This is a genomic window from Candidatus Puniceispirillum marinum IMCC1322, from assembly GCF_000024465.1.
In the GTDB taxonomy this organism is placed as follows: Bacteria; Pseudomonadota; Alphaproteobacteria; order Puniceispirillales; family Puniceispirillaceae; genus Puniceispirillum; species Puniceispirillum marinum.
This window is the reverse complement of record NC_014010.1, coordinates 23,710-40,843: the sequence shown is the minus strand read 5'-3', so window position 1 is coordinate 40,843 and position 17,134 is coordinate 23,710. Positions and strand designations below refer to the sequence as shown.

Annotated in this window: 17 protein-coding genes; 5 read left to right on the top strand and 12 right to left on the bottom strand. The window is 52.3% G+C overall.

Annotation, left to right across the window (positions count from 1 at the left end):
- Nucleotides 1-119: 119 nt before the first annotated feature.
- Nucleotides 120-1,178, bottom strand: coding sequence for an ester cyclase (locus SAR116_RS00190; RefSeq protein ID WP_013044913.1), 1,059 nt, complete (start codon nucleotides 1,176-1,178; stop codon nucleotides 120-122).
- 185 nt (nucleotides 1,179-1,363) lie between these two features.
- Here SAR116_RS00190 and SAR116_RS00185 point away from each other — a divergent pair, with 185 nt between their 5' ends.
- The gene (locus tag SAR116_RS00185; protein WP_013044912.1) at nucleotides 1,364-2,422 is read left to right on the top strand and encodes an ester cyclase; all 1,059 of its coding nucleotides are present in this window, start codon (nucleotides 1,364-1,366) and stop codon (nucleotides 2,420-2,422) included.
- Between the two features lie 70 nt (nucleotides 2,423-2,492).
- Here the strand turns inward: SAR116_RS00185 and SAR116_RS00180 are convergent, their stop codons facing one another.
- The 3 genes from SAR116_RS00180 to SAR116_RS13060 all read right to left on the bottom strand — a co-directional run bounded on the left by SAR116_RS00180 (nucleotide 2,493) and on the right by SAR116_RS13060 (nucleotide 4,901).
- Nucleotides 2,493-2,909 carry a hypothetical protein gene (locus SAR116_RS00180; protein WP_013044911.1) on the bottom strand — a complete coding sequence of 139 codons (417 nt, stop codon included), beginning with the start codon at nucleotides 2,907-2,909 and terminating at the stop codon, nucleotides 2,493-2,495.
- Nucleotides 2,910-3,032: 123 nt separating this feature from the next.
- The gene (locus SAR116_RS00175; RefSeq protein ID WP_013044910.1) at nucleotides 3,033-3,938 is read right to left on the bottom strand and encodes a pseudouridine-5'-phosphate glycosidase; all 906 of its coding nucleotides are present in this window, start codon (nucleotides 3,936-3,938) and stop codon (nucleotides 3,033-3,035) included.
- A 9-nt stretch (nucleotides 3,939-3,947) separates the two neighbouring features.
- On the bottom strand, nucleotides 3,948-4,901 hold the full coding sequence (locus SAR116_RS13060) for a PfkB family carbohydrate kinase (RefSeq protein ID WP_013044909.1): 954 nt from the start codon (nucleotides 4,899-4,901) through the stop codon (nucleotides 3,948-3,950).
- Between the two features lie 344 nt (nucleotides 4,902-5,245).
- On the opposite strand from SAR116_RS13060, the gene SAR116_RS00165 reads away from it, so the two are divergent.
- The 3 genes from SAR116_RS00165 to SAR116_RS00155 all read left to right on the top strand — a co-directional run bounded on the left by SAR116_RS00165 (nucleotide 5,246) and on the right by SAR116_RS00155 (nucleotide 8,286).
- Nucleotides 5,246-6,547: an ammonium transporter gene (locus SAR116_RS00165; protein WP_013044908.1), complete on the top strand. Its 1,302-nt coding sequence runs from the start codon at nucleotides 5,246-5,248 to the stop codon at nucleotides 6,545-6,547.
- A gap of 245 nt (nucleotides 6,548-6,792) precedes the next feature.
- Nucleotides 6,793-7,767 (top strand): alpha/beta hydrolase, encoded by a 975-nt coding sequence (locus tag SAR116_RS00160; protein ID WP_013044907.1) that lies wholly within the window; start codon nucleotides 6,793-6,795, stop codon nucleotides 7,765-7,767.
- Between the two features lie 132 nt (nucleotides 7,768-7,899).
- Nucleotides 7,900-8,286 carry a RidA family protein gene (locus tag SAR116_RS00155; RefSeq protein ID WP_041860981.1) on the top strand — a complete coding sequence of 129 codons (387 nt, stop codon included), beginning with the start codon at nucleotides 7,900-7,902 and terminating at the stop codon, nucleotides 8,284-8,286.
- A 39-nt stretch (nucleotides 8,287-8,325) separates the two neighbouring features.
- Here the strand turns inward: SAR116_RS00155 and SAR116_RS00150 are convergent, their stop codons facing one another.
- The 8 genes from SAR116_RS00150 to SAR116_RS00115 all read right to left on the bottom strand — a co-directional run bounded on the left by SAR116_RS00150 (nucleotide 8,326) and on the right by SAR116_RS00115 (nucleotide 16,187).
- On the bottom strand, nucleotides 8,326-8,985 hold the full coding sequence (locus SAR116_RS00150) for a glutathione S-transferase family protein (protein WP_013044905.1): 660 nt from the start codon (nucleotides 8,983-8,985) through the stop codon (nucleotides 8,326-8,328).
- A 16-nt stretch (nucleotides 8,986-9,001) separates the two neighbouring features.
- The gene (locus SAR116_RS00145; RefSeq protein WP_013044904.1) at nucleotides 9,002-9,898 is read right to left on the bottom strand and encodes an MBL fold metallo-hydrolase; all 897 of its coding nucleotides are present in this window, start codon (nucleotides 9,896-9,898) and stop codon (nucleotides 9,002-9,004) included.
- A 231-nt stretch (nucleotides 9,899-10,129) separates the two neighbouring features.
- On the bottom strand, nucleotides 10,130-11,263 hold the full coding sequence (queG, locus tag SAR116_RS00140; protein ID WP_013044903.1) for a tRNA epoxyqueuosine(34) reductase QueG: 1,134 nt from the start codon (nucleotides 11,261-11,263) through the stop codon (nucleotides 10,130-10,132).
- A gap of 19 nt (nucleotides 11,264-11,282) precedes the next feature.
- On the bottom strand, nucleotides 11,283-12,416 hold the full coding sequence (gene tgt / locus SAR116_RS00135; RefSeq protein WP_013044902.1) for a tRNA guanosine(34) transglycosylase Tgt: 1,134 nt from the start codon (nucleotides 12,414-12,416) through the stop codon (nucleotides 11,283-11,285).
- Nucleotides 12,413-13,525, bottom strand: a complete 1,113-nt coding sequence (queA, locus tag SAR116_RS00130; protein WP_041860672.1) for a tRNA preQ1(34) S-adenosylmethionine ribosyltransferase-isomerase QueA — start codon at nucleotides 13,523-13,525, stop codon at nucleotides 12,413-12,415. Before queA ends, tgt begins: the two co-directional genes overlap by 4 nt.
- A gap of 4 nt (nucleotides 13,526-13,529) precedes the next feature.
- A complete protein-coding gene (locus SAR116_RS00125; RefSeq protein ID WP_013044900.1) occupies nucleotides 13,530-14,471 on the bottom strand; it encodes a KpsF/GutQ family sugar-phosphate isomerase in 942 nt (313 codons plus the stop codon).
- Between the two features lie 168 nt (nucleotides 14,472-14,639).
- Nucleotides 14,640-15,275 (bottom strand): molybdenum cofactor guanylyltransferase MobA, encoded by a 636-nt coding sequence (gene mobA / locus SAR116_RS00120; RefSeq protein WP_013044899.1) that lies wholly within the window; start codon nucleotides 15,273-15,275, stop codon nucleotides 14,640-14,642.
- A 9-nt stretch (nucleotides 15,276-15,284) separates the two neighbouring features.
- Nucleotides 15,285-16,187: a formate dehydrogenase accessory sulfurtransferase FdhD gene (locus SAR116_RS00115; RefSeq protein ID WP_013044898.1), complete on the bottom strand. Its 903-nt coding sequence runs from the start codon at nucleotides 16,185-16,187 to the stop codon at nucleotides 15,285-15,287.
- A gap of 168 nt (nucleotides 16,188-16,355) precedes the next feature.
- On the opposite strand from SAR116_RS00115, the gene SAR116_RS00110 reads away from it, so the two are divergent.
- Nucleotides 16,356-17,114, top strand: coding sequence for an NAD kinase (locus SAR116_RS00110; protein WP_013044897.1), 759 nt, complete (start codon nucleotides 16,356-16,358; stop codon nucleotides 17,112-17,114).
- Nucleotides 17,115-17,134 lie beyond the last annotated feature (20 nt).

The following is a 17,134-nucleotide window of genomic DNA, read 5'->3' as shown; positions in this document are numbered from 1 at the left end:
TAAGCAGAACTCTTCATAAACTTTGAATACGTATGCAAAGTTTGTAAAGCACAAAGTCATACTGATGGTTTTATTTGAAGAATAGCTATCCTTTTCGTGGCATCCGCCAAAGGATCAGGTCAGGATGGCTTGATCTCAAAGAATCGGCGGTTTGGCCCATAGGGGTTTGCCGAGGTCATCGCCCGCATGCGCGCCAGCACATCAACACCAAGCTGGTTATAAACATGCAACAGATCGACAAGCACCCAGTTTTCCCGAATCAATCCATTTTCACAGCGCCAGAAATCAAGGCTCCGCATGGTGATTTTCTGTTTTGCTGGCACGATTCCAAGGAATCCATCACCACTCATTGTCATCGCCATGCCTGGCCAGGCAGTAACAGCAACATAATCATTATCGCCGAAAAAATACCGTTTCCCGGGGCCTGACCCTCGATCGGGCATGCCTGCCAGAAACGGCATTTGATGCCAGTTACGAAAGCCGGAAACACCCCGGCCTGTGCCAATACCTGCTGGCCCGTACCAGCTGAAATGCGGATGCCAGAATCTTTCCAGTTCCATCGCTGCCGCGCCAGCTTCGGCAAATTTGCCCAGCCCCGACAGCATATCCAGAACCAGTTGAATACTGGCATCGGCAGTATCGCGTTGCCATGGCGGCAGAAACAGCCCATCCGCCGTAGCGGGCGCAGGCACCAGCCATTCACGCCCCATGCTTGGGCTCATTGGCCAGACTCCGGCTTGCATCATCACTTCGGGGATATCCCACAGCGCCTGCATCTCGACCACTTTGCCATTCTCAAAGCGGAAAAATTCATGAAATCGCATACTGGCCTGATGTCCAGTTGGTGGTATATCCAGAAATGGTGCCATAAAAGTGCCGGTATAATAGCCACAGCACCCTACCCAGTCACTGCTACCATCATCATCCGTCGCCGCGCCCGCCATCACCAGAAAGTCGCGTCGCTCCAGATCCGGAAAGGCCTGATAAAGCGGCATCAAGGCTTGCTCAATCAACCCGTCTGGTCCCGCCAGCGTCTCAAAGGGATGCGCCAGATGAACAGCCGCATCCGGTGCAAACAATGCGACAATCTCGGCGCGCACACCTGCCGGCGTAAAGTCATACATGGCTTTGCGCAAAGGGGTGATATGTTGCTTGTTAAGAGCATGTTGTGATGTCATGTAAAACCCCTTGGCCAGACGACGCCCATAATGTGATGCCGACGTGCTGATGATCAATCCTGCCCAAACCTAGACAGCAATCAAAAACTTTGGCAAGAGTTTTTGCATACCTATTCAAAATAGGTCATGATAACGTCACGACTGTCAAACCATCCAGCCGACACCCCAGCCCCAACGGATCTAACATGACCCAGAATGATGACACCATTAATGATGACACTATTATTGCCGCCAAACAAACCGCGCATAGGCTTCTGCATGGTCTGGCACATGGTGCTGATGTCAAGGATGCCTATCACGCCGATGCGCATCTATGGGCAAGTCACCCTTTTAACAAGCTTCAGGGGCATGATGCTATTCAAGATGTCTGGTGCCAGCTTCGTGCCGCGCTTCCCGATATGGAACGGCGCGACAGCATTTTTACAGGTGGCTACAGCAAGCCCGATGCCCGCATGGATGCCCGCATAGATGATAATAGTCTGACAGGTCGGTTATTGATCGCGACGATGGGGCATTATCAAGGTACCTTTACGCAGGATTTATGCGGTATCCCGGCCACTAACGGCGTGGTGACGATCCGCAGTTGCGAGGTGCATCATATTGTTGACGACAAGATCGCCCATTCCTACATGCTGATTGATCTGCTTGATCTGATGCGCCAGGCGCATGTCTGGCCGATAGCGCCATCATTAGGTGCCGAAGGCGCATGGCACCCCCCCTCCGGCGGTGCGGGCTTCCGTCTTGATCAACAGGATTCCGCCGCTGGCGCGCGTGCCTTTGACACTGTCATAGACATGCATAACGCATTGCTCACATTTGACGGCAAATCCCTCGACAGCATGCAACATGGCGCTTATTGGGGCGCGACATTCCTGTGGTATGGCCCGGCTGGCATTGGCACGACACGCGGCATGGACGGTTTCCGCGCACATCATCAGATACCCTTTCTGACAGGCTTTCCTGATCGCCGTGGCGCTGGGCATTATATCCGTATCGGCGATGGTAATTTTGTTGTCACCGGCGGCTGGCCATCGGTGACGGGCACGCATATGGGCGAATGGCTGGGCTTGCCAGCGACCGGCACACATGTCGAAATGCGGGTGATGGATTTTTACCATCTTGTCGATGGCAAAATCACCGAAAATTGGGTGCCAATCGACATTCTATATATTCTGTATCAGATGGGCTTTGATGTATTTGCCCGCCTTCAACATCTGCGCGGTAACCCCAAACGCGACCTTTAGCGTGACCTTGCTTGATCACAGCAAACCGCATTCCCAATTACACAGACCGTCAGCCCCTATCTGACCGCACTTATTCTTTGACCTTTCTATGGACAACTAGGCTGATAATCAGCCCGCAGATCGCCCCATCCAGAATCATCCATAAAGGCGATGAAAATGAGGCTAAAACAGTTTCTGACTGGCTCAATATTTTTTCATAGGCATCTCCGATAAACAGCATCAGCGTAAACATGATCCACCCGCCCATCAACGGCCCCATCACCCACCATTTGAATTCAACTGGAAACACAGGGTGCCTGATATCGACACTTAAAATACCGACTAAAAGCCCTAGATTTATAGCATAAAACAGGGTTCCAAACCGGATACCCCAGCCCAGCGTTGGTAGCATATAGATTATGATAATCATGCCCAGAAGGCCAAGTATAAAGCCGGTAAGCTTGCCATAGGCGGCGCGACTTACCATGGTTCTATGATGTTCTTGCATCGATCATTCTCCCAAACAGCTATTATTGAAAAAGTCGATACAATGCCTATCATGCCTCGCCACCAGCCACATTGATCTAAATCAATTTTACAAATATGCAGGTAAAGTGAGAATAAGGCCGGTTTATGCCGCCGTCATGGCAACAGCTATTTTGGCGGCCAGTCTGGCATTGTTCAGCACCAGCGCGATGTTCGTTTTTAACGAGTCACCGCCAGTCAATGCGACCATATGCTGCAACAGAAAGGGTGTTAAATCCTTGCCACTAATCGCCTGTTCATCGGCCGCGGCCAGTGCCGCCTTGATCGCGGCTTTGATATCGGCCTCGGCAATAGCATCTGCCTCTGGCACCGGATTCATGATCACCGCGCCGCCAGCCAACCCGAATGACCATTTCGCGGTCAGGATGGCGGCAATCTCTTCTGGCGTTTCAGCCCGGCTGGTCAGCCTCAACCCTGATGTGCGTGACCAGAAGGCTGGCAATTCATCCGTCTGATAGCCAATCACCGGCACCCCCAGCGTTTCCAGATATTCCATCGTCAGCGGCAGATCAAGGATCGCCTTTGGTCCCGCACAGACCACCGCAACGTCGCTTTTGGCCAGTTCCTGCAAATCGGCCGAAATATCGAAATTCTGTTGGGCACCTCGATGCACCCCGCCAATACCGCCGGTGGCAAACACTTTGATGCCTGCCTTTTGCGCCAGAATCATGGTCGCCGCCACGGTGGTGGCACCATGCCCCTTTTGCGCCAGAATCTGCGGCAGATCACGACGGCTTAGCTTCTCGATAGCGCCATCGGGGGCGGCCAGCCGTTCCAGATCATCCGCATCCAGCCCGATTTTGACACGCCCATCAAGCACCGCAATCGTTGCTGGCACCGCACCTGCCGCGCGCACCACCGCTTCCAGCCGTTTGGCAGTGTGCAGATTTTCCGGCCATGGCAATCCATGTGAAATGATGGTCGATTCCAGCGCCACAATGGCCTTGTTATCAGCCCGCGCATCAGTAACTTCGTCAGTATAGTCAATCATCCTCGGATCCTAAGAAACAGGCGCATAATGCGCGTGAATATATGCCGCCGTTATATCAGCATGTACCGCATTTCGGGATGATAAAGTGAATTGCGCCACACCATGGGCAAATTCCGCCCGCGCGTCCCATGCCATGTCATGCGCCCAGCCATAGACAAATCCGGCCAGCAAGGCATCACCAGCCCCCGATACATTCACCGCCTCTGTTGTAGTGGGTATTTTGGCTGCCTTATCATTCTCTCTCACCGCAACAAAGCCATTGGCTCCATCCGACATGATAATCTGTGCAACACCCGTCGGGCGCAAACCATCCAGCAGCATATGTGTCTGTGCATCCTGTCCCAGCCCCGTCAGCACCCGGGCTTCAGCCAGATTCGCTTTCAGACAGGTAATCTGACCCAGAAACGGGCGCAGCTTATGCGCTTTTAGCGCCGACACGCAATCGCAGAACACCACCTTGCCATGGGCACGCGCAAAAATACTAGCCAGCGTCTCGGCTGGCAGATTGGCATCAAGCACCAGCGCATCAGCCGCCGCCAGCACTGGATCGATAGCCGTGATACAATCTGGCGTCAGACTATCAATCAGCGCCATCTGGTGCAGCGCGACATACATTTCACCCTTGCCATCATGGATGCTGACATAGCTATCGCTGTTCGCGCCTGCACGGGTGATCGCATGATCCAGCTTCACCCCGCCATCAACACAGCTTTGCCGCAAACGCTGCCCCAGCATGTCATCGCCAAAAACGCTGACCAATTGAGGCGCCAGACCTAGACGCCCCAGATTTTCAGCCAGATTACGCGCAACCCCGCCACAGCCAAGATCAACCACGCCCCTATTCGATTCCTCAAGCACCAGATTTTCATAAGATGAGGTCGCCGTAATATCGATATTGGCGCCGCCAATCACCAGGATCGATGGCAAAGACGCGGTATGATCATCACTAACAGGGGTCATCATTCACTATCAACATTGTTTAACATCATTCACTTGTCATGATTCATAGCCATATTCATTGGTCATTCAGGACAGCATTTAAAAAACAGGCACATACTATGCCGCTTTGCCATGACAAAGTCAGCATCTCTGGAACGACTGCTTCAAAATAGCGATTACAATCGATAATCCGGACATATAAATGCTCAAAAATTGGGCTTTGCTATTCTTTTTTGCATTAATTTTCATCATTTTGGGCAGTTATGCCTATTGTAAATGCAATCATCTTGCTATTTCACCGACGCCAACGACACTAAATGAAAAGTAATTCGGGGGTGATAAACATCCCCAGTCAAACGGAGAATATCATGCGTAGTTTTGTTTCGATGGCCTGTGCCTTTATGGCGCTGGCGGGTTTTGGTATGGCGTCTGCGCCAGCCTTCGCGTCAGATGCGATCAATAGCGGTGACACCGCGTGGATTTTGACCGCGACCGCCCTTGTCCTGTTCATGACCTTGCCGGGTCTGGCACTTTTCTATGCTGGGCTTGTGCAATCAAAGAATATTGTTTCGGTGCTGATGCATCATTTTGCCATCGCCTGTCTGATGTCAATCCTCTGGGTCATTGCCGGTTACTCACTCGCCTTTAGTGGCGACGGCGCATGGTTTGGCAGCCTTAGCAATATGTTCATGGGCGCTATCGGGCTTGATAGCATGTCGGGCACAATTCCCGAATCTGTCTTTGCCGTCTTCCAGATGACCTTTGCCATCATCACGCCGGCCTTGGTGATTGGTGCCTATGTCGAACGCATGAAATTCTCGGCTGTTCTGCTGTTTTCGGCAATCTGGCTTCTGGTTGTCTATGCGCCTGTAACGCATTGGGTCTGGGGTGGCGGCATCATGGCCACATGGGGCGTGATGGATTTTGCTGGCGGCATCGTTGTGCATGCCACCGCAGGCACCGCCGCATTGGTATGCGCCATTGTTCTTGGCAAGCGTCGCAATTTTCCCGAGTCCGTTACCCCGCCGCATAGTCCGGTTCTGACCATGATCGGTGCCAGTATGCTCTGGGTTGGCTGGTTTGGCTTTAATGGCGGTTCGGCGCTCGGTGCTGGATCAGGTGCAGGCATGGCGTTGCTGGTCACGCATATCGCCGCCGCGACCGCGTCACTTGTGTGGATGGTTATCGAATGGCTTCGCTTTGGCCGCCCATCGCTTGTCGGCATTGTCACCGGCATGGTGGCGGGTCTGGCGACCGTGACACCTGCCTCTGGCTTTATCGGTGTGCCAGGTGGCTTGATCCTTGGCCTTGTTGGCGGTGGTGCCTGCTATCTGGCGGTTGACCTTATCCGCGTCAAGATGAAGATCGATGACTCGCTTGACGTCTTTGCCGTGCATGGTGTTGGCGGCATTCTGGGCAGTCTGCTTGTTGCCTATCTGGCCTTGCCTGCTTTTGGCGGCCTTGGCCTTGCCGATGGCGTCTCGGCGGCCTCACAGCTATGGGTACAGTTCAGCTCGGTGATCATCACCGTGATCTGGACAGCGATTGCCAGCTTTGCGATCCTGAAAATCATCAGCGCGATGACTGGCGGTCTGCGTGTTGATACACAGGATGAAATCGAAGGCCTCGACATCACCCAGCATGGCGAATATGGCTATCACACGAAATAGGCTCTTGCCCTAATCACACTGGCCCTAATCACACTGGCCCTAATCACACTGGCCCTAATCACACTGGCCCTAATCACACTGGCCCTAATCACACTGGCCATTCATCTCGAATGAAGCAAAGGCGGGGCGCAATCCCCGCCTTTTTTGGTGCTGTTAACCGGATATTAACGCTTTCCTTCTATAGTTAATGTTTACCAACATAGCATGTCTGTTTGCTTGTGCGGTGAAACATGGGAAAGCATTAAATGCCTAATTTTACTCTGCAGATTCTCATTTTATTCATCTGCATTGGCGTTTTCGCTATTGCTTGCGCCCTCTGGATGGGTGCCCCCAAAACACCGCCAGTCTTGCAAAGTATCGATAGGGCATTCGGGCAGGCTGACTATCGTGGGGCAAAAGATATCAACGTCTTTGAAAGTAGCGCCGGACAACTGGCCTATCGGCACTATGCGCCAGAGCAAAATGACAACATCAAAGGTTCGGTCATTCTGATACATGGATCATCAGCCACCAGTATAAGCATGCATAATGTCGCAAAGCATCTGGCATATGCTGGGTTCTCAACCTATGCCCTTGATATACGTGGGCATGGAAATTCCGGTCGCAAAGGCCATATCGATAAAATAGGACGTCTTGAAAGTGACATTATCGATTTCCTTGACCATATCCGGCCATCACACCCGCGCACCCTTGCTGGTTTTTCGGCAGGTGGTGGTTTTACCTTACGATTTGCGGTCAGCGCCGATGCTGATCTATTCGACAGCTATCTGCTTCTATCCCCATTCATTCATCAAGACGCACCAACCCAAAGACAAAGTGCTGATTGGGCAGGTGTTGGCGTTCCAAGATTGTTAGCACTCAACATCCTAAACGCGATTGGGGTAACATGGTTCAACTTTCTGCCTGTGATACGCTATGGAATAAACCCATATACCAGTGACCTGTTAACTGGTTCTTATGACTACAATCTGGCAACAAATTTCAGATTACCAGATGACTATAAAGCGGCCATCAAATCAGCTTCAAAACCATTCATCGTTCTGGCTGGTGCGAATGATGAACTTTTTCACGCAGATAAATATGACACCGTCTTTGCCTCTGCGCCTGGGCTAGTTGACATTGATATTCTGCCAGATATTGACCATGCTGGCATGGTGCTTACCCCCCCTGCGCTCAGCCGTATTGTTAACGCTGTGCAACGACTGCAATCGATCGATTAGTCTGGCCTCTCGGCGTGACATAACGCGATATTCGCCCTCTCGGCACCCCGCCTTTTTTAGGCGCTGTTAACCGGATATTAACATCGATCCCTTAATATGATGCGAACAGAAACCGAAAAACAAGGCGTCCTTATGAAACGTATAATGCACGATCCACTGACTGGCATTTATCGGGCAACAAATGACTATGTTCACGCTACCGAGGCGCTATCACCAGCACGGCTTCTATTCATAAGCGGCACCATGGGTCTCGATGACAAAGGGCATGCTGGAAAGACTATTGATGAACAGCTTGAACTCATTTGGTCAAATATAGCTGTCATTCTGCGTCATGCTGATATGACCGAACAGAACATTGTCAAAGTCACCACATTTCTGACTGATCCAACATTTGCCGATGCAAATGCTAAATGGCGCATGAAAGCCTTAGGTAATCAACCGGTGGCGACGACCTCGGTTATTGTGCAAACGCTTGATCCAACATGGCTTCTTGAAATTGATGCGATTGCCGCCGCATAGATTACAAGCCATCAATTAGCCTCTCGGCACCCTCATCCCCTATACCTCATTGACGGCGACAATTGCCGTTTCTGCCAGTGCCGCATCATGCCATTCCTGCCAGGCAGGCATTGACACCAGTGCCTGTCCATAGCGCGCTGTCACCGCCTTATGCGTCGCACCGCGCGCCAGACCATAGGTTTTGATCCGGCTATAAACCGGCGCATACATCGCATCGGCAATGGTGAAATGGCCAAACAGAAACGGCCCCTCATAGCGCGCCAGACAATCGCGCCAGATTTCAATGACACGCGCTATATCGGCCTTAACGTCATCCGCCACCGTCAATACCGACACCGGACGCCGCATATTCATCGGGCAAGCCGTTCGCAAGGCACCAAAACCGGCATGCATTTCGGCGCTGATAGCCCTTGCATGACTGCGCATAGGTTCAGATAAAGGCCACAGCATTTTGGTCGGGTGCCTTTCGGCCAGATATTCGGCAATCGCCAGACTTTCCCAGATCGTCACCTCGCCATCGACAAGACATGGCACCTTGCCCGTTGGCGAGATGCCCGCCAATGCTGGAATTTTCACATGCTCGTCAAGTGGCACCATTTTTTCGGTAAAGGGAATATCAAACGCCCGCATTAACAGCCATGCCCGCAATGACCATGATGAATAGTTCTTATGTGTTATATACAGCTTATAGGATGACATCTGCTTCCCTATGCCCCTATCCGCCATGGATGATCGATAACGCCATCCGCCTTACATGTCCGGAAAAATGTTCATAGCCATCCCAGTCAGCATAAGCCTCAAGTGTTACCGTATCGGGCAGGCTATCCAGCAATCCATATATGGCAAATGGATTATCTGATGCCGCGGCCTTTGCAATAGGCGGATAAACCGCATCATACAGATCATTGATATAGCGGATATTATCCCGCAATATCTGTGGATCGCTTGATAGTGAATGCGCCGTCACCGCGTGTTTTATCGGCCATTGACCGATCCGGTTCAAAATACGCCGCACACCCAGCATATTGGTATCATCAAGAAATGATGCAGGCGTCAGCCGTTTGTCCTCATAAAGATCGGCGGTAAAGGCAATGCCTTCCCATGGCATATAAACAACCGTAGTCGCCACGCCATCGCCAGCTCCCATGAAATGCATTTCGACATCGGTTGTGCCCATATTGAGGGTATATTTATTTTCGAAGGTAATATCGATATCGTCAGGTGCCAGATCAAGCGGATCAAGTGGCAACACCGCATGAATATTTTTCTGGGCAACTAATTTTGCCTGCGGAAAGGCACCAACACCGCCAATATGGTCAAAATGCTCATGCGACAGTACAATATAGGTGACGGGCAAATCGGTCAGCTTGGCGATTTCGGCCTTTAAAACTGCCGCGCGGTTATCATTGGCGGGGTCGGTAATCAGCACACCTTTGTTGCCGATAACAACCAGACTGTTAAAAAATCCCCAGAAAACCGAATATGTATTATCAGATAATTTTGAAACGATTGGCGCGTCCTGCGCCCACGCAACAGAATGTGACGCCAAAGATGCGCACAGCATAAAGATAGCCGTAACAGCTACCCGTAACGATAGTCTAACCGGTGTCATGATTGCCCCTCCTAATGAATAGCGATAGTCAGTCTGGTTACATGTTCCGGACACTATTCAATAAAAGATCACGATACCCTGATCCGGGATAAAGGCTGGCCGCCTCCAAAATCGGGCGGTCAGACATAAACCTCGTATAATTAAAACCGTAACAGAAAATCAGACGATATTCAAAATCATATAATCATGAGGCTGGCTATCAAGCTGGTCACGCATCTGATCAGCAACGCACTAGCCCCATTCGGCCGCAACATCCGCATCAGTCTCGACGCCTATATAGCGTGCTTTCATCGCCATAAAATCCGCATCATCCATTAACTGCCCAAGTGCCCATACCGCCATGCCGCGTACAAGCCCGCTAGCATGATCCAGATGCGGCATGATGACATCCACCAGCCCCATATCCGCGCTATTGCCCGCCGCGACCAGCACATTGCGCAAAAACCGTTCATAGCCCGCGCGGCGCACTGGCGTGCTGGCAAATTGTGCGCGAAATCCGGCCTCATCCAGTGCCAGCAATGCCGCCAGCTCTGGCAATGTGGTTTCCATACGCGCGGCCAGTTTGGCCTCGCTAGCGGCCTTGGCATATTTGTTCCACGGGCATACCGCCAGACAATCGTCACAGCCAAAGATACGGTTGCCAATGGCGGTTCTGAAGTCTTTTGGTATCTGGCCTTTATGTTCGATTGTCAGATAGGAAATGCACCGCCGCGCATCCAGCCTGTAGGGCGCCGGAAACGCATCAGTCGGGCAAATATCAAGGCAATCACGACAGCTACCGCAATGATCGCTTTGTGCCTCATCATAGGGCAATTCACCATCGGTCAGGATCGTCCCTAAAAACAGCCATGAACCATGCGTTCGCGATACCAGATTCGTATGCTTGCCTTGCCAGCCAATACCGGCACTTTGCCCCAGCGGCTTTTCCATCAATGGCGCGGTATCGACAAAGACCTTGACCTGCCAGCCTGATTTGACCGCCAGCCGTCCGGCCAGCTGTTTCAGCTTGCCCTTGATCACCTCATGATAATCGCGTCCGCGCGCATAGACCGAGATATTGCCTTTGTCCCGCGCATCCAGATTGCCCATCGGATCATGGTCGGGGCCGTAATTCATCCCCAGCACAATGGCGGTGCGGGCATCACCCCACATCGCATGCGGTTGCTGACGGCGATCGGCGGTATCGCGCAACCACGCCATATCGCCCTCAAAATCATCGTCCAGAAATTGGGCTAGCCCGTCGGTGGTTTGCGCTGAATGCGTTGCTTTTGTGATTCCGATATCGGCAAAGCCAGCCGCCTTGGCATCGGCAATCAGCCATGCTTTCAGCTTGCTTTTATCTTTTGAAACCGCCGATTTCGGCATCAAACCTCCTTACCACTGTCTAGGGATCAAGCGGGTCGATATCCCCCAGACTTTGCATAGCATGAAAGTTTTTTTCGAATTGCGCAAATGTACCAGCCTCGATTGCCGCCCGCATATCGGCCATCAGATCCTGATAATATTGGATGTTATGCCAGCTCAGCAACATCAGCCCCTGCACTTCATCGGCTTTGAACAGATGATGCAGATAGGCACGCGAAAACCGCGAACAGGCCGGACAGCTACAGGCTTCGTCAATCGGACGGTTATCCTCGGCATGGCGGGCATTCTTGATATTGATCGGGCCGCGGCGGGTAAAGCCCTGACCGGTGCGCCCGGACCGCGTTGGCAGAACACAATCGAACATATCAACGCCGCGCGCTACCCCGCCGACCAGATCGGATGGCTTGCCAACCCCCATCAGATAGCGTGGCTTATCCGTTTGCATCAAGGGTGTGGTAAATTCCAGCGCTTCGAACATCGCCTCTTGTCCTTCACCCACGGCAAGCCCGCCAATCGCATAGCCTTCAAAACCGATATCGCCCAGCGCCGCCACAGATTCAGCGCGTAAATCGGCAAAAACCGACCCCTGCACGATGCCAAATTGTCCATAGCCTTCGCGTGGCACAAAGGCGTCGCGGGATCGCTTTGCCCAGCGCATTGACAGCCGCATTGAATCTGCCGCCACCGTCTTTTCAGCTGGAAAGGGCGTACATTCATCAAACGCCATGGTGATTGTCGCATCCAGCAGATGCTGGATTTCGGTTGATCGTTCGGGGGTCAGCCGATGCTTGCTACCGTCCAAATGCGACTTAAAGGTCACGCCATCTTCATCCAGCTTGCGCAGCGGGCCTAGTGACATCACCTGAAACCCGCCAGAATCGGTCAATAAAGGGCCATCCCAGCCCATCATCTTGCGCACCCCGCCAAGCCGCCCGACACGTTCGGCACCTGGTCGCAACATCAGATGATAGGTATTCGCCAGAATGATGCTGGCACCTGTCGATTTCACTGACTCTGGCATCATCCCCTTGACCGTCGCGGCGGTACCAACAGGCATGAAAACCGGCGTTTCGACAACACCCCACGCGGTATGCAGACGGCCACGCCGCGCCGTGCCATCGGTACTAAGCAGATCATAGGAAAATGCGGTCATGTTGTTTCCGTTTCGGCTTGTGCAGATAGATTATGCGATAAAAGATTATGTGATAAGAGGCAGGCATCGCCATAGGAAAAGAACCGGTAGCCCGATGCAATCGCATGGTCATAGGCCGCCATGATCGGCGCATGACCGGCAAAGGCACTGACCAGCATCAGCAATGTTGACTTCGGCAGATGAAAATTTGTCATCAGCATATCGACGACATTAAAGCTAAAACCGGGCGTGATGAAAATATCCGTTTCACCGGCAAAATGGCCAATATGGCCAAGCGCGGCAAAGCTGGCTTCCAGAATACGCAGGCTTGTCGTCCCCACCGCAATCACCCGCCCACCAGCCTGCTTGGTGGCGATGATTTTGGCGGCGACATCCGCCGGAATCGCACCCCATTCGGAATGCATTTTATGTTCGGCAATCGTCTCGACCGTAACTGGCAGAAATGTGCCTGCCCCCACATGCAATGTCACCGCCGCAATTGCTACGCCTTTGGCTTGTAATGCGCTGGTCAGACCATCGGTAAAATGCAAACCCGCCGTTGGGGCGGCAACCGCCCCACGCTGGCTGGCAAACATCGTCTGGTAATCCTCATGGTCGGAATCAAGCACCCCATCAGGCCGGGCAATATAAGGCGGCAATGGCATTGTGCCATATGTATCAAGTCCCGCATTCAGGCTGTCGGTGTCCAGCGCATTGCCTGACCTTGGGTCAATAAAGGCCAGCTCGACATCTCCTCCTTCACCGCGCCCCAGAACCCGCGCGCCAAAGTCCGGTGCAAACATGATAATATCATCAGGGCGGCATTTCTTAGCGGGCTTGGCGAATACCCGCCAGATCGCATTTCCCCCATTTTTATGCCCTTCATATTTATGCAATGTCACGCTGATTCTGGCATCCCCGCGCTTGCCGATAAGCCGTGCTGGAATAACTGCGGTGTCATTGACGATCAACAGATCACCTGCACGCAAAAGATCGGGCAAATCACCAACATGACGATCGGCTATAGCCGCACCCGACAGATCCAGAAGCCGCGCACTATCTCGTGGTTGCGCTGGTGCTGTGGCGATCCGGTCAGGTGGCAGATCAAAATCAAAATCAGAAAGTTTCATAAGCCTATTCAAAAATCTGCAAAATACCGACAACCACCGCCTGATCATCCTTCACAACAAGGCACTGAATTCGCGCTTCCAGCATCTTTTCCTCGGCCTCATTCATCATCGCGTCCGGCGCAATCGACAACGGATCAGCACTTGCCACATCGCCAACACGCGCACCAGCCAGATCGGCACCCGACACCAGCAGGCGGCGTAAATCGCCATCCGTTAGTATCCCGTCCAGCTTTTCGGGCGTACCAACAAGCGTCAGCCCAAGCCGCCCTTCGGTCATGGTCATCAGCGCATCCTGAACCGAACTATCGGCATCAACAAAGGGCAGGTTATCCACCCGCATACGGTCGCGCACATGCGTCAGCAAGCGTCGTCCCAAAGCCCCACCGGGATGCGTTGCGGCAAAATCGGCCGCTTCAAAGCCGCGCTTTTCCATCAAAGCAACCGCCAGCGCATCGCCAAGCACCAATGTATTCAGGCTGGATGTTGTCGGTGCCAGATTGAGTGGACAGGCTTCGCGATCAACCGAAATATCAAGGGCAATTTCGGCCTCGCGCGCCATCGTGCTATTGGCATTGCTGGTAAAGGCGATAATCCGTGTTTCAAGCCGCTTTAACGCAGGTAGCAGGCGGATGATTTCCTCGGTTTCACCTGAATGTGACATCAGCAGAACAACATCACCGCGCCGCACCATCCCCAGATCACCATGGATCGCCTCGGCAGGATGTAAAAACAATGATGGTGTCCCCGTTGACGCCAGCGTCGCCGCAATCTTGCGGCCAACCAGACCCGATTTTCCCATGCCGCAAACAACCACATGACCTGCCGTATTCAGCATCATATCAACCGCCGCGCTAAATCCGGTACCAAGCCCTTGTTCCAGCCGTGTCATGGCTTCGTGATAGGCGGTAAAAAGCCCCTTTGCTGCGGTAATCGCGTCACTCGCCATTATTGATCCCCATGTTCCAGCCTGCCAAACGCGTGCTTTAGCTCATATCCACAATGCCTATGTAACGCGCACAGGCACCAATCACAAGATGGGACATGGTTTTTGTCATCACAGTACATGAATGCCAAACTATCCCTTCCAAAAGACTATCCCTGCCAAAGCAGGAATCTAAATATAATCTTGCGCTATGGCAAAATCTTCAGGGCGATTCAGATTCATGAAGGGATCCGGCATCCCTTCAAAAGGCACTACCGCACAGTGATAACGGGCGGTAAAATCATCAATCTTGCGGATATCCTGATCAACCAGCGCATGTCGCAGATCAACGGCCAATGCCACCGGCCAGATCGCAAACACCGGATGCCGTCTGGTGTTTCCATCCATGTTATCTGGCGAAGCGGCCTGGGCTATATCTGCCCCCGCATCGATCAATCCCGCCATCAGCCGCGTTGGCAGATCACGCGGCAGAAACGGCGCATCGGTAGCAAGGCTAATCATATGGGAGATTTCCGGATATTCGCGTGCCGCCCATTCCAATCCGGTCAATATGCCCGCCAGCGGTCCGGCAAAGCCATCAACCACATCAGCACGGACGGGCATATCAAAGCTGGCATAACGTGCCGCATCGCCATTCGCATTCAACAAAACGGGGGCTGTGCCGATATCAATCCGGTCAAGCACATGCTGTAAAAGTGGCTTGCCGCCAAGCAGCATCAGATTCTTATCGCCACCGCCCATACGCCGTGACTGCCCACCAGCAAGCAGCAAATAGCCAACATGATCAGAATCTAACGAATTATTCATCTGGATTGCTCATTTATCCTGTTGGGCGCGCTGGCGCGATGGGCTATCGGCAAATTCAGCGTCTGTGGTGGCGCCAGCTTCAATATCAAAATCGATCCGCTGTTGCCCAGCCAACGCAATAAAGCGTTTGCCCTTGGCACGTCCGATCAGCGTCAGATCAGCCGCGCGTGCCAGTTCGACAGCCGCGGCGGTAAAGCCCGAACGCGAGACCAGAACTGGAATCTGCATCTGTACGGTCTTGATAACCATTTCGGTGGTCAACCGTCCGGTCGTATAGAAAATCTTATCCTCTGGTGCAACCTTGTTCAAAAACATCCAGCCAGCAATTTTATCAACCGCATTATGCCGGCCTATATCTTCCATATAGACCAACGGCTGATCTGCCTTGCACAACACACATCCATGAATAGCACCCGCGCTGAGATACAGGCTGGGCGTAGTATTGATGGCTTTTGACAAGCCGACAAGCCAGCTTGCCTTGAAGGTGGCATCGGCGGCCAATGTAATATCGTCAAAACGTTCCATCATATCGCCATAGGCCGTACCTTCGGCACAGCCGCTGGTGCGAATTTTGCGTTTCATCTTGGCTTCAAAATCGGTTTCACGCGCGGTGCGCACAATACAGACGCCCAGATCATCATCAATATCTACGCCGGTGATCTGATCGTCATGGCGCAGCATGTTCTGATTCAAAAAATACCCGACCGCCAGTTCCGGCACCCAGTCGCCCAATGTCATCGAGGTCACGATTTCCTGATTATTCAGAAACAGCGTAATCGGTTTTTCGGTAACGACAGGTAGATTGATCGGCGCGCCAGCTTCGTTCAGGCCGGCAACAGTCTGCGTCAGACCGTCCGCATCGGGTTCAGGCGCGATCAACAAGGATGGCACATTTTTTTGTTTATCACTCATGCTGACAACAGTGGCGGAAACGCCCCTCCTCTTTCAAGCCTTTTATACGAAATACCTTATTCACACGTCCTAATTTTGCCTTTACCTGATAAACTGATTATGCTCATTTCAAAGACAGTCGCTTTATCACCGCTTCTGGCATCATGCACGCGGGGCAACAGGTTATTTATGAAGATACATTTTAACGCATCAAATCATGATCTGGCCAGAATTCGCCTGCAACAGCTTGTCGATCTATATGGTCATAGCGCGCTTGCTGACGCCACCCATATTGTCGCGCTTGGTGGTGACGGGCATATGCTCAATGTGTTGCATGAAACCATGTCATCTGGCTTGCCTGTTTTCGGAATGAATTGTGGGCATCTTGGTTTTTTGATGAATCACTATGCCAGTGCCGAACTACCTGAACGCATCGCCGCCGCCGAAGGCGCCCCCATTCATCCATTGCGCATGACCGCCACCGACAAGGATGGTTCAACGCACGACGCGCTGGCGATCAACGAAGTGTCATTATTGCGGCAGACGCATAACGCCGCCCATATCAATATTTCTGTCGATGGCAAAAACAAACTTGAACAGCTGATCTGTGATGGTGTTTTATTGGCAACGCCTGTCGGCTCGACCGCCTATAATCTGTCGGCGCATGGGCCGGTCATTCCGCTTGGCACCGAATTAATGGCCTTGACACCGATCTCGCCATTCCGGCCACGGCGCTGGCGCGGGGCATTGCTACCGGAAACCTCGGCAGTCGAACTGGTAAATCTTGAACCTGATTTCAGGCCACTTAGCGTCAGTGCTGACAGCACCGAATTTCGTCATGTCAAACATGTTTCCATCGCTCAGGCGCGCGATATCACATTGAATTTACTATATGATCCTGGGTTTTCTTTGACCGAACGTGCAATTCAGGAACAATTCTTGGTTTAATAAGCCTGTTCATTATTTAT

What these genes read in the sequence shown, in the direction of transcription:
- tgt (WP_013044902.1), bottom strand. Translation starts at nt 12,416, where the DNA reads ATGACCGCATTTTCCTATGATCTGCTTAGTACCGATGGCACGGCGCGG.
- SAR116_RS00125 (WP_013044900.1), bottom strand. Translation starts at nt 14,471, where the DNA reads ATGGCGAGTGACGCGATTACCGCAGCAAAGGGGCTTTTTACCGCCTAT.
- SAR116_RS13060 (WP_013044909.1), bottom strand. Translation starts at nt 4,901, where the DNA reads ATGATGACCCCTGTTAGTGATGATCATACCGCGTCTTTGCCATCGATC.
- mobA (WP_013044899.1), bottom strand. Translation starts at nt 15,275, where the DNA reads ATGAATAATTCGTTAGATTCTGATCATGTTGGCTATTTGCTGCTTGCT.
- SAR116_RS00150 (WP_013044905.1), bottom strand. Translation starts at nt 8,985, where the DNA reads ATGTCATCCTATAAGCTGTATATAACACATAAGAACTATTCATCATGG.
- SAR116_RS00175 (WP_013044910.1), bottom strand. Translation starts at nt 3,938, where the DNA reads ATGATTGACTATACTGACGAAGTTACTGATGCGCGGGCTGATAACAAG.
- queG (WP_013044903.1), bottom strand. Translation starts at nt 11,263, where the DNA reads ATGCCGAAATCGGCGGTTTCAAAAGATAAAAGCAAGCTGAAAGCATGG.
- SAR116_RS00180 (WP_013044911.1), bottom strand. Translation starts at nt 2,909, where the DNA reads ATGCAAGAACATCATAGAACCATGGTAAGTCGCGCCGCCTATGGCAAG.
- queA (WP_041860672.1), bottom strand. Translation starts at nt 13,525, where the DNA reads ATGAAACTTTCTGATTTTGATTTTGATCTGCCACCTGACCGGATCGCC.
- SAR116_RS00110 (WP_013044897.1), top strand. Translation starts at nt 16,356, where the DNA reads ATGAAGATACATTTTAACGCATCAAATCATGATCTGGCCAGAATTCGC.
- SAR116_RS00115 (WP_013044898.1), bottom strand. Translation starts at nt 16,187, where the DNA reads ATGAGTGATAAACAAAAAAATGTGCCATCCTTGTTGATCGCGCCTGAA.
- SAR116_RS00185 (WP_013044912.1), top strand. Translation starts at nt 1,364, where the DNA reads ATGACCCAGAATGATGACACCATTAATGATGACACTATTATTGCCGCC.
- SAR116_RS00190 (WP_013044913.1), bottom strand. Translation starts at nt 1,178, where the DNA reads ATGACATCACAACATGCTCTTAACAAGCAACATATCACCCCTTTGCGC.
- SAR116_RS00155 (WP_041860981.1), top strand. Translation starts at nt 7,900, where the DNA reads ATGAAACGTATAATGCACGATCCACTGACTGGCATTTATCGGGCAACA.
- SAR116_RS00145 (WP_013044904.1), bottom strand. Translation starts at nt 9,898, where the DNA reads ATGACACCGGTTAGACTATCGTTACGGGTAGCTGTTACGGCTATCTTT.
- SAR116_RS00165 (WP_013044908.1), top strand. Translation starts at nt 5,246, where the DNA reads ATGCGTAGTTTTGTTTCGATGGCCTGTGCCTTTATGGCGCTGGCGGGT.
- SAR116_RS00160 (WP_013044907.1), top strand. Translation starts at nt 6,793, where the DNA reads ATGCCTAATTTTACTCTGCAGATTCTCATTTTATTCATCTGCATTGGC.